This window comes from Rhodothermales bacterium (assembly GCA_013002345.1).
GTDB lineage: Bacteria > Bacteroidota > Rhodothermia > Rhodothermales > JABDKH01 > JABDKH01.
Map to the genome: position 1 here is coordinate 22,730 of JABDKH010000030.1, position 13,402 is coordinate 36,131.

Annotated in this window: 11 protein-coding genes; 8 read left to right on the forward strand and 3 right to left on the reverse strand. The window is 59.6% G+C overall.

All coding sequences use genetic code 11. The features are described 5' to 3' along the window. Positions 1 to 44 precede the first annotated feature (44 nt). On the forward strand, positions 45 to 1,643 hold the full coding sequence (locus tag HKN37_01435; GenBank protein ID NNE45300.1) for a hypothetical protein: 1,599 nt from the start codon (positions 45 to 47) through the stop codon (positions 1,641 to 1,643). Between the two features lie 6 nt (positions 1,644 to 1,649). Here HKN37_01435 and HKN37_01440 read toward each other — a convergent pair whose 3' ends face one another. After that, positions 1,650 to 2,699, reverse strand: a complete 1,050-nt coding sequence (locus tag HKN37_01440) for a N(4)-(beta-N-acetylglucosaminyl)-L-asparaginase (GenBank protein NNE45301.1) — start codon at positions 2,697 to 2,699, stop codon at positions 1,650 to 1,652. A 64-nt stretch (positions 2,700 to 2,763) separates the two neighbouring features. On the opposite strand from HKN37_01440, the gene thiE reads away from it, so the two are divergent. From thiE to HKN37_01455, 3 genes are all read left to right on the forward strand, one after another. Further along, a complete protein-coding gene (thiE, locus tag HKN37_01445; GenBank protein NNE45302.1) occupies positions 2,764 to 3,405 on the forward strand; it encodes a thiamine phosphate synthase in 642 nt (213 codons plus the stop codon). A 99-nt stretch (positions 3,406 to 3,504) separates the two neighbouring features. Next, on the forward strand, positions 3,505 to 4,626 hold the full coding sequence (locus HKN37_01450; protein ID NNE45303.1) for an aminopeptidase P family protein: 1,122 nt from the start codon (positions 3,505 to 3,507) through the stop codon (positions 4,624 to 4,626). Between the two features lie 22 nt (positions 4,627 to 4,648). Then, positions 4,649 to 5,851: a DUF819 family protein gene (locus HKN37_01455; protein NNE45304.1), complete on the forward strand. Its 1,203-nt coding sequence runs from the start codon at positions 4,649 to 4,651 to the stop codon at positions 5,849 to 5,851. Positions 5,852 to 5,925: 74 nt separating this feature from the next. Here the strand turns inward: HKN37_01455 and HKN37_01460 are convergent, their stop codons facing one another. Further along, positions 5,926 to 8,037, reverse strand: coding sequence for a T9SS type A sorting domain-containing protein (locus tag HKN37_01460; protein NNE45305.1), 2,112 nt, complete (start codon positions 8,035 to 8,037; stop codon positions 5,926 to 5,928). A gap of 118 nt (positions 8,038 to 8,155) precedes the next feature. Continuing rightward, complete coding sequence (locus HKN37_01465) at positions 8,156 to 9,940, reverse strand: M3 family oligoendopeptidase (protein ID NNE45306.1); 1,785 nt, start codon at positions 9,938 to 9,940, stop codon at positions 8,156 to 8,158. A 167-nt stretch (positions 9,941 to 10,107) separates the two neighbouring features. Between HKN37_01465 and ytxJ the strand changes: the two genes are divergently transcribed. The 4 genes from ytxJ to HKN37_01485 all read left to right on the forward strand — a co-directional run bounded on the left by ytxJ (position 10,108) and on the right by HKN37_01485 (position 13,153). After that, on the forward strand, positions 10,108 to 10,479 hold the full coding sequence (ytxJ, locus tag HKN37_01470; GenBank protein NNE45307.1) for a bacillithiol system redox-active protein YtxJ: 372 nt from the start codon (positions 10,108 to 10,110) through the stop codon (positions 10,477 to 10,479). After that, a complete protein-coding gene (locus tag HKN37_01475; GenBank protein ID NNE45308.1) occupies positions 10,472 to 11,077 on the forward strand; it encodes a TlpA family protein disulfide reductase in 606 nt (201 codons plus the stop codon). Before ytxJ ends, HKN37_01475 begins: the two co-directional genes overlap by 8 nt. 431 nt (positions 11,078 to 11,508) lie before the next feature. Continuing rightward, positions 11,509 to 12,507, forward strand: a complete 999-nt coding sequence (gene mgrA, locus HKN37_01480) for an L-glyceraldehyde 3-phosphate reductase (protein ID NNE45309.1) — start codon at positions 11,509 to 11,511, stop codon at positions 12,505 to 12,507. 82 nt (positions 12,508 to 12,589) lie between these two features. Then, positions 12,590 to 13,153, forward strand: coding sequence for a hypothetical protein (locus tag HKN37_01485; GenBank protein ID NNE45310.1), 564 nt, complete (start codon positions 12,590 to 12,592; stop codon positions 13,151 to 13,153). Positions 13,154 to 13,402: the final 249 nt, after the last annotated feature.

Genomic DNA, 13,402 nt, shown 5'->3' on the forward strand with positions numbered 1-13,402 from the left:
CCCAGGTGGTCCGACCAACGTCCGACACTCTGAAAGTACTCATTGTGTTCGTCAAGTTCGCCGACGACAATTCCCCCGGAGATCCGGTCGTGGACTACCGGAAATGGCCACTCTATGACGATCCGGCTCGCCTGCCGGAGTCCGCTCCATTCTTCCTGAGTCCGTCGCCAGACGCCCCCTTCGTCGACAGTACCCTCACTGCCTACTTCTTCGAGCAGTCGAACGGCCGTATGGTGCTGTTCGGCAACGTGTATCCCCGCACCATCGTTTCGTCGGGACCGGAGGCCGACTACCACAGACCACGGGGAGGTTACGGTGCACTGGCCACCGAGGTGATTCACCGACTCGACGACGTGGGCCTTGATTTTTCGGAGTATGACTTCAACAAGGACGGCCGCGTCGATCACATCTTCCTCATTATCCGCAACGACACGGAGAAGATGTCGGGCCGAATTACCTGGACCGGTGCATCCTGCCTTGACGCCCGATGCGCCAACGGGCCGCCGGTTGGCAAGTACATCGAGCCCCTGCGCGTGGACAACGTTCTGGTAGACTGGAATCTATCCGGGTCAATTCTCTTCAATCGCGTGCCCGGCAACATTATCCCCCACTACTGGCTGATCCGGATGATGGCCCACGAGATCGGTCACGATTTCTGGGCCAGATTCTTCATTCATGTGCCCGCCATTACGACGAACGACGTCCCCGCGGAAAGCAACTACCGACCGCCCACAAATGTCCTCGGCTACGTCCTCATGGCCGGTGCGGGCGGCGGACGAGATGCGCGTGGGGACGAAACGATCTCGGCGTGGGAGCGATCTCTGCTCGGCTGGATCGACTGTCCTGTCCTTTCATCCTCCGAATCTGGCGTGCGACTCAGGGATCTCTACACGTCGGGAGACTGCCGACGTATTCAGATTGGCGAACCGAAGCGCGAGCGCACCCTGTTCCTCAGTAACCGCCAGCGCATCGGTGCCTTCGATCGCATTCGGCGTGGCGGAAATGACGGAAGATTTGACATGGGATTGCTCCGCACCACAGGACTCCTGGTCGGACTGTCGGATCGCAACCGGTACGAGGTCCTGCCGGCCGATAACAGTCTGGAGCTCGCCCTCGACAATGCATCTTATGCGGGCGACCTGTTCGGACCGGGGTCGCGCTCGCAGCTCACTCCGTGGACACGCCCGACGAGTAACGGCTACAGCGAACGGCGTCCCGCGTCCGGTGGCTCATGGGCTGCGATCGACAACATCCGCTCGGATGCCGACGATCCGGAGGTCATGCTGTTCGATTTCGTAGAGGACTTCCGGACCAGGCCAATCATCCGGGAGGACTCGTGGATGGCAGCGGAATCCGCCAATCAGGAAATAGACGCACCGCTGGTAATCACGGACGGCGCGACGCTGACGGTGTCGACCGAGTTGACGCTTGATGGACGGGTTCGAGTTGATCCGGGCGCTGTCTTGCATATCTCCAGAAATGCAACGTTGAACCTTGGTCCCCGCTCGACGCTCTCTCTCGATGAGGGATCCGAACTCCGCATCGACGGCCGCCTGAACGTCGCGGGCGTTGTGACACCCCGTGCCGGGAGCACCGTCGTGCGCGGACGTACCGGCCGTGTCGAAGCGCGAATTACGAGGTAGCGTGGGCTACACGTGCGCCAGCCTCACGCGTCGTATCCCGTCCGCGTCGCCCGCAATAAACGTATTGTCTCGACCCCGGACCTCGGCGCCTCCGACCCTTCCCGTCTTGTCGAGCGCGTAGAACTGCACATTGAAATTCGGCTTTCCGTTGTCGTCGAGAAGATGCGGGAGTTTCGTATGACGGATGATGCGCTCGCAAGCGTACAGACACGCGTCTTCGGGAGAATCACCGGCCCGCATGCGCTCGACGATCAGATAGCACGACAGATTCTCGAGATTCGCTTCGCCGCGACCGGTCGATCCGGCGGAGCCGACCTCGTTGTCCGTATACAGCCCCGCACCGATGATAGGCGAATCTCCCACGCGCCCGGGGATCTTGTATGCCAATCCGCTGGTGGTCGTCACGCTGCTGATGTTTCCGCTGAGGTCGATCGCCGAACAGTGAATCGTGCCGTGATGACGCACCGCGCCACGTGCATTCAACCCGACACCATCCGAAGAACGCGCGGGCAGATAATCATCGTCGGTCGACAGGTTTTCCTTCCAGTTCACCCAGGCTTTACGCGCTCGCTCGGTCAATAGATCTTCGACCTTGAAGCCGTGCATTCGGGCGAAGCGTTGCGCACCCTCTCCCACGAGGAGTACATGATCGCTTCGCTCCAATACCATTCGCGCGACGCGTGAGGGGTGCATGATCCCCTTCAGTGCGGCGACGCCTCCGGCGCGGCATGTCGGGCCGTGCATGACTGCGGAATCGAGTTCGACTTCACCGTCAGCATTCGGAAGACCGCCGTAGCCTACCGAGGTGTCGTCGGGGTCTTCCTCCACGATGTTGACGCCGGCGATAACGGCCTCGAGAGACTCGCCACCAGATTTGATGATGGCGAGCGCCCGCTCCACCGCCGCTTTCCCGTTGCCGCTCGCAACAACGAGCGGTCCGGGCGAGCCGGGGATCGGAACTGCGCTTGCAATGCCGGCCGGCGCGGCGGCGACCGCGGCAAGTGCTGCAGCTTTCTTGATGAACACGCGACGGGACTCGGTCCGGGAATACGTCATAACCAGGGTCGGATATCTCTGTGGTGTTATCTTGGATAGCGGAATCTAAGCCTCTCGCGACACGGTGTACAACCTGCAAATCGGCAGACTTCATATCCTGACGGACTACCGCTTTCAGCAGCATTGGCCGCACTGGCGAATCGCTGAAATGGCCATGGAGGGCGGAGCATCTCTCATACAGTTTCGAGAGAAGCACGGCCTGCTGCAACACATCGTGCATGAAGCACGGCTGGCGGTGGCGCGCTGCCACGCGAGCGGAGTGCCCATGATCGTAAACGACCGCGTGGATGTTGCCCTCGCGATAGAGGCGGACGGCGTGCACCTGGGTCAAGATGACCTTCCGGTCCACATCGCCCGGCGCATCCTGGGGGACGATGCGATCGTCGGCGGGACAGCAACGACGGTTGAACAGGCACGTCGCGCGGAGGCAGAGGGTGCCACGTACGTCGGATTCGGTCCGGTCTATTCTACTCAGTCCAAGGCGAATCCCGCTTCTGTCAAGGGACTGACCGGCCTCGAAGCCGTCTGCTCGGCGATCAGCATTCCAGTGATCGCCATCGCCGGAATCACCGCAGACAGGACTGCCGAAGTGATCGGCGCGGGCGCCTACGGAGTAGCTGTGATGACCGCGGTGAGCCTGGCTCCGGATCCGCTGGCTGCCACGGCGGAACTTGCCGAAGCGCTCAGACGAAGTGTCGATGCGTGAATTGCGGCCGCGGTTGGTGAACAACTGCGCGGTTGGTTAGCTTGACCCCGCAGGAACCATCGTACGAACAGAACCAGTAACCCAGAAGACAACGGAGTCATGACGAATCAGCAGGCGGCCGTTCGGTCGCGCCAGGAGCGCCTCGAGAAAGCACTCGACCAGTATGGCTTTTCAGCAGTCGCCATCAACGCGGGCCCAACGCTCACCTATCTCACGGGATTACATTTTCACCTGTCCGAGCGGCCGGTCGTTGCCGTGTTCGCACCGGGCAAGCCCGTCTGCCTCGCCCTGCCGGAGCTGGAAATGACGAAGGCGTCCCAGCCCGGTTTTGATCTCTCGCCTTTTGCGTATGGTGAGAACCCGGCGCAGTGGCACAAGGCTTTTGATGACGCATTCGAGGCTGCCGGCGCCGTGTCTGGACGGATCGGCGTCGAGCCGCGCGCCTTGCGGGTGCTCGAGCTCCGATTCATAGAAGGCGCTGCGTCCGGAGTGTCGCTCGAGTCGGCCGAAGAGTGCGTGGCGTCACTCCGCATTCAGAAGGACACCGCAGAACTCGATATGATGAAGGAGGCAGTCGGAATGGCCGAGGCATCGGTTCAGGCCACGGTCAAGGCGGTGGGTCCGGGTGCGACGGAAAAAGAGATCGCGTCCGAGCTGGTCATCCAGTTGCTCCGAAACGGGAGCGGATCGGCATTGCCATTCGACCCGATCGTCGCTGCGGGGCCGAACAGTGCGAATCCACATGCCGTACCTACAGATCGAAAGCTACAGGCCGGCGAGATTCTCCTGATCGACTGGGGTGCAAACAATGGTGGTTACTTCTCCGACCTGACGCGCGTGTTTTCCTATGGCGAACCGTCGAAGGAGTCGATCGACATCGCGCGAATCACCGCTGAGGCGAACGCCGCGGGACGTGCGGCAGCGGGCCCCGGCGTGACCGCCGGCTCGGTTGATCGCGCCACACGTGCGGTCATCGAAAAAAGTGGATACGGAGAATACTTCACCCACCGTACAGGTCACGGCCTCGGGATGGAAGTGCACGAAGAGCCGTATATCCGCGGCGACAACGAGCAGATTCTCGAACCCGGAATGACGTTTACCATCGAGCCCGGAATCTACCTCGTCGACAAGGCGGGTACGCGCGTCGAAGACGACATGGTGATCACCGAGACGGGTGCCGATTCGCTCAGTTCGATCGAACGCGGACTCGTCATCCTCTAGTAGCCCAGCCGGACCCTGACCTATGCCATTCTCTCCCGGCGATCCGCTGATAACGGATCCCACGTCGATCTTTGCTCTGCTGGCGGGCATCCTGGCAGCCGTATTCTGGCTAAGCGGACTGGATCAATTCCGGCGCCTGTTCGATGTCCTGCCACCGGTCATCTGGGCCTACTTCGTGCCGATGATCGCGACCACCATCGGTATCCTGCCGGATGCCAGTCCCGCGTATTCGTGGATCTCCCGCTATCTCCTTCCGCTATCGCTGTTTCTGTTGATGGTGACCATCGACCTGCCAGCGGTGCTCCACCTCGGCAAGCTTGCAATCATCATGATGCTGGCGGGCACGGTGGGTATCGTGATCGGTGGCCCGATCGCGTTCCTGGTATTTGGACAGTTTCTGCCCGTTGACGCCTGGAAAGGCCTCGCAGCCCTCTCGGGCAGCTGGATAGGTGGTACGGCCAACATGGTGGCCATTCAAAAGAGCGTCGGTGCGGCCGACGCCGCCCTCGGTCCGATCATCGTGGTCGACACGGTGGTGGGATACGGATGGATGGGCATTCTGCTCTTCCTGGGCTCGTTCCAGAAGCGCTTCGACGCGTGGATCGGCGCCGATACCTCCGCTCTTGAAGAAGCGAATCAGCATCTTCAGGAAATCGAGGTGAAGCGAAAGCCAATCATGATGTCGCACCTCGGGATGATTCTTGGTCTTGGTTTTGTAGCCACTGTGATTTCCATCTCGATCGGTCAGATGCTACCGGATCTCGGCGAACCGTCGGTCATCTCGAAGACGACCTGGGCGGTCCTCGTGGTGGTCACGCTGGGACTCGTCCTGTCGTTTACGCCCATCCGCCGGCTGGAGGTGTACGGTGCCTCGAAGGTGGGCTACATAGCGCTTTATCTGCTGATGGCCTCCATCGGGGCCCGTGCGAATCTTGCGGCCGTACTCGATGCGCCGCTGTATTTGCTGACCGGACTGGTCTGGATCTCGATACATGTCGCGATTCTGCTCGCCGCGGCTCGCATCTTTCGCGCCCCGCTCTTTCTGGTGGCAACGGGTAGCATGGCCAACGTCGGCGGTGCCGCAAGCGCGCCGGTCGTGGCCGGGGCCTACATGCCGTCGATGGCACCGGTCGGGCTGCTCATGGGCGTGTCAGGGTACATCCTCGGCATCTATGCAGCACTCGGGTGTGCATGGATCCTGGGGCAGCTCTCGCTGCTGCTCTAGGCTACAAATGCAAGAGCCCGACCGCTGCTACAGCCGGGCTCCGCACATTCTTCAGACGATAAGACGTGCGTCCCTTAACGCAGGAGCGTCATAGACCGGGTCTCGGACCCTCCAACGGCTTCGACGCGGTAAACGTAGATACCACTACTGACGGCCCGACCGTTCTCGTCCGCACCATCCCACACAACCGTGTAGCGACCGGCGGCATGATCTCGCTCCACCAGCGTCCGCACCTGACGACCGAGCAGATCGAAGATCAGCAGTCTCACGTTTCCGCCGGCAGGCACTTCGTAATTGATACTCGTCTCCGGATTGAACGGATTCGGATAGTTCTGATCGAGTCGGAGCGTCGACGGCAAGTCTTTGTCGTCCTCGATCCCTACGACCAGACCGGTCCCGGCATTAATCAGGATGAAATCCGACGCCGTCGAGGACAAATAGCTGAACTCCCAGATCGTCGTCAGAGGATTATTGGAGTCCAACTCCTGCGCAAGCACGACTTCCACGAAGGCGTCAGGATTAGCATCCCGAAACCCACCGCTCTCCGCTTCTGCCGCGGCCGTGGCCTGAGGACTGTCGATCCAGCCGTCCGGAATGGCCTGCGTTGAGCGAAGGTCCGTGAGGCTCCCAAAGCCCTGCTCAAGTATGACGCCTTCCTGCACATCAATGGAGTACACGGTGTTGGCAGGAGATCGATACGTGTAGGTCCAGTAGGCCGAGACCCCGGACTTGTGCAACCCGAAGTTGCTACTCTCGACCATCACGAGGAACCCACCGGGAAAGTTCGTTGCAACCGCCGCATCTGCTACATCGAGGTTTGCGCGCGCGGCCGTGTAGTAGGCCAGAGCAGGATCGACCTCTCCCGTAACCGCGTGGATGATGACGTTCAGAAAGCCGAAGAATGGAGGCTCGTTTAGGAAAGCGTTGTAATTGACAATCCAGAGAGGAGTTGGCGTAACCAATGCCGCGGCTGCCGAACTCGCGGAAAGCCCCATTCCGACCGGATATGACAGGTCGAAGATACCGGCTGAGCGCCACCGCTGCGTGTCCTCTTTTTTGCCCGAGCCAAAGGAATCCGTCACGCTCGCCGCGAACCCGAACACTTCGGCATCCGGAAACTGCGACAGGAAGTCCGACCCGCCGTTGTCGTTGGCAATTCCGCCAACAACATCGGAGTCAAGAAAGTCCTCTGGAAGGGGTTCGGTCATGTCCGTTCCACCGCCGAAGTCCTGGTACGGCGACACGCCAAACTGATCTCCCAGCGCAAACAGCACAAAGTTAGCAAGATTCGACGGACTGTAGTAGACGTACAGCCACTGTGGTGACAATCCTCCCGGCCCGAACTGCCCGTTCACCATGACGAGCTCGGCGTCGGATTCGATCGACGCGGCAATGGGCGTCGCACGGGGAAGATTACTTCTTGCGCTAACCGGGGTGGGTACCTTGATCGAAAAATCGATCCCGGATATCCCGCCGCCTCCCGACACCTCTACCGCATCAAGCAGACCGTTACCGTCCGAATCATACAGGCCAAACGTATCTCCGCTCTCCGGCTCGATCAGCCCGTCCCCGGTGACATCTGCCGCACTCGCGACCTGATAAAAACCATCCGGCACATAGTTGACGGTGTATTGGCCCGACGAATTCGTAACGGTGGCTCCGAACAGGCCGCTGTCTTCTCCAAAGATGCCATTCAGTGGGTCATCCGGAAAGATCGCAACGAGCGCGCCAGCAGCGGTCTTGCCGGAACTGGCATCGGTGACCGTACCCGAAATCGAACCGGTCGGCATGCTCGAACCCGTTGTGAAATTCACTACAAACGGTTGGCTCAAGATGTCGCCGGCCTGACTCTTGGCGCCCGTGAGTAAAACCAGGTAGCGCGTGTCGGGCTCGAGTTGGACCTGAGCGAAGAAGGTCGTGAAGTCAGGGCTCACTCCGGCCAGGGTCGGCTCCGGTATCTCCGGATTGGTCTCAAAGGCCAGATAGAAGTCCTCGTCGTCATCAAAACGAGCTGTCGTGTCGATCGGAGCTGAAAACTCAATCTGCAGGATAACCGACGTTGAGACGTTGACCATCCCGTCGGCGGGAGAAGAAGAAACAACGGTCAACTGCGCCTGGACGTCGGCCGTCGCGAACAGCAGCAGCACCGTGGAGAGAATGGAAACACGCAGTATCGAACTAGTCATAACACAACCTCCGCGGAAGAAAAGGACCGGGGGCTACCGTTTGGCGCCCGAGAACCGGAGGCCGACGCGATGTGGGAAATCGGTCAGCATCCTTCGGAATGTAGTAATCGGAATCCTTCTATGCAGTAGCCGCAGCCAGTTTTTCTGCCTCTCCAATCAACTCGTCAATAGCCGTCAGACCCTGCTTCCAAAAGTCGAGGTCCGTCAGATCTACGCCCAGCCGGCCGACCAGGATGTGAGGCCAGTCGGATCCACCAGCACGCAGCAGGTCGACATACTTGTCGGGAAATGTGTCTCCGTGCTTCAGAAACTCCTTGTAGAGCGCCAGCACCAGCAGCTCCCCAAACGCATAGGCATACACGTAGCCAGGCGTATGCAGAAAATGAGGGATGTAGCTCCACCAGTATCGATAGTGATCGCCGAGTGTGACGCTGCCGCGAAACATCTCCTTCTGCGTCTGTAGCCAGAGCTCGCAGAACCTGTCGGTCGTGAGCTCCCCCGCAGACCTCCGCTCCGTATGAACGGCATGCTCATAACGATTCATCGCAACCTGGCGGAAGACGGTCGCCACCGTATCGTCAATCTTTCCGACCAGCATCGCCAGACGGTTTCGCGGATCACTCTCCGATTCCATGAGTCGCTGAAAAACAATCATCTCTCCGAACACGGACGCCGTTTCGGCAGTCGTAAGCGGAGTGTCGGCCTGCAGCACGCCTTGCCCGCGCGACAGATACTGATGCACGCCGTGGCCCAATTCATGAGCGAGCGTCTGCACATCCCGAATCCGACCGGTGAAATTCATCATGATGTACGGATGAGCGCTCGGCACCGCTCCGTGACTGAACGCTCCGCCTCGCTTGCCCTCGGAAACCGGAGCGTCAATCCATGATTCATCGAAGAAACGCGTTGCGATCTCTCCCACCTGCGGGTGAAAGCCCGAATAGGCGTCGAGCACCACTTCACGAGCCTCCGTCCATTTGTACCGCCGATCCGACTCGCCCACCGGCGCGTAACGATCGTAGTCAAACATCTCGTCGAGCCCTAGCAGCTTCCGCTTCAGGCCATAGAACCGCTCTACAAGATCGTAGCGAGATGTCACGGCCTCTACCAGCGCTTCGACCGTGTCGTCCGGCACCTCGTTATCCAGATTGCGACTCGCAAGCCAGTGAGGATACCCCCGAACCCGATCCTTAATGTTCTTGTCTGCCAGGAGCGTATTCGAGATGAACGTAAGCGTCCGAATCTCCGTCTTTAGCCCGTCCGTCAGCGACATCGCCGCCATCCGTCTGACCGCCCTGTCCTTCTGGTGCAGCTTCGACAGAACCTCCTGCTCGGAGATGCTCTTGCCGTCGAAGTCGAACCGCAATGCCGACAGACTCTCGTCGAAGTATCGATTCCAGGCGCTGCGCCCCGAGATATCGAGGTCCGCGAGTATCTTCTCTTCCGCTTCGCTCAGCATGTAGTCCTTCCGACGGAGCAAAAGCTCGAGATAATGGCGATACGCTCGTAATGACTCCTGCTCCAGCAGTGCCTTCGACCGCGCCTCTTCCGTCCGTGCCCACTCCAGGTCGAAGAAGATCAACGCCTGGCTCGTCGCGGTGTATTCCTCCTTGACCTTCTGTAATAGCGCTCCGCGCGATTGGTCGTTTGTATCCGTCACCCAGTGCAGATACGCATACGTGTATGCCCGACCAAGCGGGTCTATGACGGCCTCCAATTCTTCGAGACTACGCGCGAGCTGCGACGCGTCCAACGTGTCCACTTTGCCGTAGTATCTCTCACGAAAGACGCCCGCAGCCAATGAGGCCGACGCCATGTCCTGCTCCAGAGCCGCGCGTGATGGATAAAGATCTTCCAGATTCCAGCGGGCTTTTTCGGCACCGGTTGCAGGTTCGTCAGCCATATCCGATCGTCCGTGCTAATGAAGATTGATTCTTGAGACTCGACACTCGCCCCTGTCAATATCGGGCTTACTGAAACCCGACGTGCGACCTTTCGGTTCTAGGCTCCGAACTCCGACAGCCGAACACCGAATATCGCTTAACCTGACGAACCCACGAGACGCAAAGATTGATCTGGGGATCCCGCCGCACCACGTTCGAAGACCTCTCAACGGAGGCTGCCCTTGACGCGCTCATTCAGGCGTCGATGTCGGAGCCGATCGTGTTGTTCAAACACAGTCAGATGTGCGGCGCGAGCTATCGGGCACAGCGGGAGATGGAGGAATATGGTCGGGAGGCATCGCCGCGCGTCAATCGGCTGGTGGTTCAGCGAGCCCGTGCCCTGTCCGAAAGGATCGAGGATCTCTTCGGAATCCGCCACCAGACCCCACAGGTAATCGTGCTGTTCGGTGGCGTATCCGTTTTTGACACGTCGCATCGAGGTGTGACGGCAGAGGCCGTTCGAGCGGCCATATCCAGCGTGCAACGCCACAATGACTGACTCGCACCGCATCGCGTCGTGGCTGCTGATGGCGATCGGACTCGGTCTCCTTGGACCGCTCGTCGCAGGTTGCTCGGAGCAGGATCGCGCTCGTGCCGTCGATGCGCCCGACACGCGCGGTGTACCCGGCAATGTCCTGCCGAAGACGATCGGAGTTCCCAAGGTACTTGAGCTGACGACGGCACCGGCGTTCGAGCGCATCACATTACAGGGTGACACGTTTCGAACGGACGATCATCGCGGACGCGTGATACTGGTGAACTTCTGGGCGACCTGGTGCGCTCCGTGTGTTCGGGAGATTCCGGATCTCGTCGCGCTCGACTTGGAGCTTGCCGATTCCGGACTTACGATTGTCGGCGTCTCACTCGACCACCAGGGTTTTGACGTGGTCCGACCGTTCATGGAGCGGTTCAGTCCCGGGTATCCGATCGTCCTCGAGGAAGGTCTCTCGTCCGAGTTTCCGGACGTTCTTGGTTTGCCCGTCACGTTCATTATCGATCGACATGGACGCCTCGCGGCTCGAATTGACGGGCTGGCAAAGCCCGAACCGTTGCGAAATGCGCTGAAAGTGCATCTTTCGAGCGATGGACCGTCGTAGGACTACACGCCTGTCAGGGTGTAGGCAATATCCCCACAAATGATGCACCAGCCACCCTACAAATTAGATGCCCCGATCGCCATACCATTTGGGGGCGTAAGTCTCTTAGTTCCGTCCTGGCAGCCTAACCAAAAGGTGAGTCGAGCGCAACAACGGGCTACCTCGCACAGGACTTAGAGCTCCGGCAGACATTGTCTGTCTCATTTCTACATAGTTCGTAGCATTTCTGCTGGTAAGAAGCCCGGTGTGCTGGTGGGGTCGCCGGGCTTCGTTCTGTCCTGTAATTTCTAGCGTCGGAGCAGGCTTCGAGTTAGTTTCGTGCGTCGCGGCCCTGCCAATGATCCGCCGGGCGCCGACCGGAGAACTACCCTCCGTCTTTCTGCCTGCATCCGCAGCCACCATCCGTCACCCAAGCAAGAGCCATCGGCAATATGACATATCTAGCCAACGTGAAGCGATACGACGACATGACGTACCGCAGATGCGGCCGAAGCGGCCTGAAACTGCCGTTGATCAGTCTTGGAATGTGGCACAACTTCGGCGAAGTCGACTCCATGGCTAATGCTCGAACGCTGATACGGGTAGCTTTCGACCTGGGCGTTACGCATTTCGACCTCGCCAACAATTATGGCCCGCCGTTCGGCTCCGCAGAAGAAACGTTCGGCAAGATCCTGAAGACCGATCTCCGCCCGTATCGGGACGAACTCATTATCTCATCTAAGGCCGGCTACCTCATGTGGCCGGGACCATACGGAGAATGGGGGTCCCGCAAGTATCTCGTGGCATCGCTGGATCAGAGTCTGAAGCGCATGGGTCTCGACTACGTTGACATCTTCTATCACCACCGTCCTGATCCCGATACGCCGCTTGAAGAGACAATGTCCGCGCTGGACTTCATCGTCCGCTCCGGGCGCGCCCTGTACGCGGGCATTTCGTCCTACTCGGCATCCCAGACCCGCGCCGCATCACGCATCCTCCGCGATCTCGGAACTCCGTGCGTGATTCATCAGCCCCGGTACAACCTCTTCGATCGCTGGATTGAAGGAGAGCTTGTCGGCGCACTGGAGGACGAAGGGATCGGGTGCATCGTCTTCTCTCCTCTCGCGCAGGGAATGCTGACCAACAAGTATCTGGCCGGGATTCCGGACGACTCGCGTGCAGCCAAGTCGCACGGCTTTTTGACGACCGAAGATATCACCGACACGAAGCTGGAGATGGTCCGGTCACTCGACCAACTGGCGCGGGACCGAAATCAGACGCTCGCTCAGATGGCGATCGCATGGACGCTCCGGTTCGAAACCATCACGTCGGCGGTGATCGGAGCGAGCAAGCTCTCGCACGTCGAAGACGCAGTGAGTTCGCTTTCCCGCCTCGATTTCTCAAGCGACGAACTGCAACGCATAGACGAAATACTGGCCGGTCATTCCTAGGCCGGGCACTCCTGGGCTGCGTATTCCTGGGCGGGCGACGATCGAGGCATGACGGTGTCCTATCCTCAAACCGGATCGACCCATGCGCGCCGCCACCGTCAGGAACATCGCCCTTATCGTTTTGATGTGCGCGATAGGTCTGACATGGCTGGGATCGGAATGGCTGTCCAGAACTGATACCAGAACCGCTGAGCAGGTCGTCTTCCGATCTCTTCGGGAAACTCGGTCCGCCGCGATCAACCGTGTCTCAACAACCCGCCTGGTCGTCGACGACATCCACATGCGCAACGTGCGGTCCATTGACGATCGAATCAATTTGAGAAACCGGTCGGTGGTCGACGATCCCGAACTGGACGCTGGAGACGGACCGCCCGCCCTGGGTGCTTCCCTGCCGACCGCGGTTTCGTGCGCGCAGTTGATCAGGGTCGACGACCGTCTCGTAGATAACCTGCAGAGCGAAATCGAGCAGACCCGAGATCTACTTGATCAGTACCGGGAGCTGTCGGTGATGTACGAGCGAGAGCTTGACGCCCACTCCGCGGTCCGACGAGATTACGTCAGGAAAGCGCGTCTTCGGAAGATGCGAAATCGCACCTTTGTCGCGGCGGGCGTCATCGTAACGGTCGTCCTGCTCGTGGATCGATAGCGGGCGTCGCGAAGCCCGGCGAACGAGGTGATGCGCAAAGCAAGGCCTGTAACTTGCATCTGCATACCCATCAACGACGGCGGGCGCAGATCGGCCCGGCTCAGATACGTATCAATATCTGGAGCGGATGACATCGCCCTGAAAAGATAAAGCGGATCCTGCCGTTCAGCAGGACCCGCTTCTCTCACAAGGCCATCAGTGCGTAGTTCAGTCTGAACTACAGGTTGATGCCAAGCTTCTTGACCGTCT

Bases quoted from the DNA above. Each gene is read 5' to 3' on its own strand.
- HKN37_01465 (NNE45306.1), bottom strand. From the start codon at position 9,940: ATGGCTGACGAACCTGCAACCGGTGCCGAAAAAGCCCGCTGGAATCTG.
- HKN37_01475 (NNE45308.1), top strand. From the start codon at position 10,472: ATGACTGACTCGCACCGCATCGCGTCGTGGCTGCTGATGGCGATCGGA.
- HKN37_01440 (NNE45301.1), bottom strand. From the start codon at position 2,699: ATGACGTATTCCCGGACCGAGTCCCGTCGCGTGTTCATCAAGAAAGCT.
- HKN37_01455 (NNE45304.1), top strand. From the start codon at position 4,649: ATGCCATTCTCTCCCGGCGATCCGCTGATAACGGATCCCACGTCGATC.
- HKN37_01450 (NNE45303.1), top strand. From the start codon at position 3,505: ATGACGAATCAGCAGGCGGCCGTTCGGTCGCGCCAGGAGCGCCTCGAG.
- HKN37_01485 (NNE45310.1), top strand. From the start codon at position 12,590: ATGCGCGCCGCCACCGTCAGGAACATCGCCCTTATCGTTTTGATGTGC.
- HKN37_01460 (NNE45305.1), bottom strand. From the start codon at position 8,037: ATGACTAGTTCGATACTGCGTGTTTCCATTCTCTCCACGGTGCTGCTG.
- mgrA (NNE45309.1), top strand. From the start codon at position 11,509: ATGACATATCTAGCCAACGTGAAGCGATACGACGACATGACGTACCGC.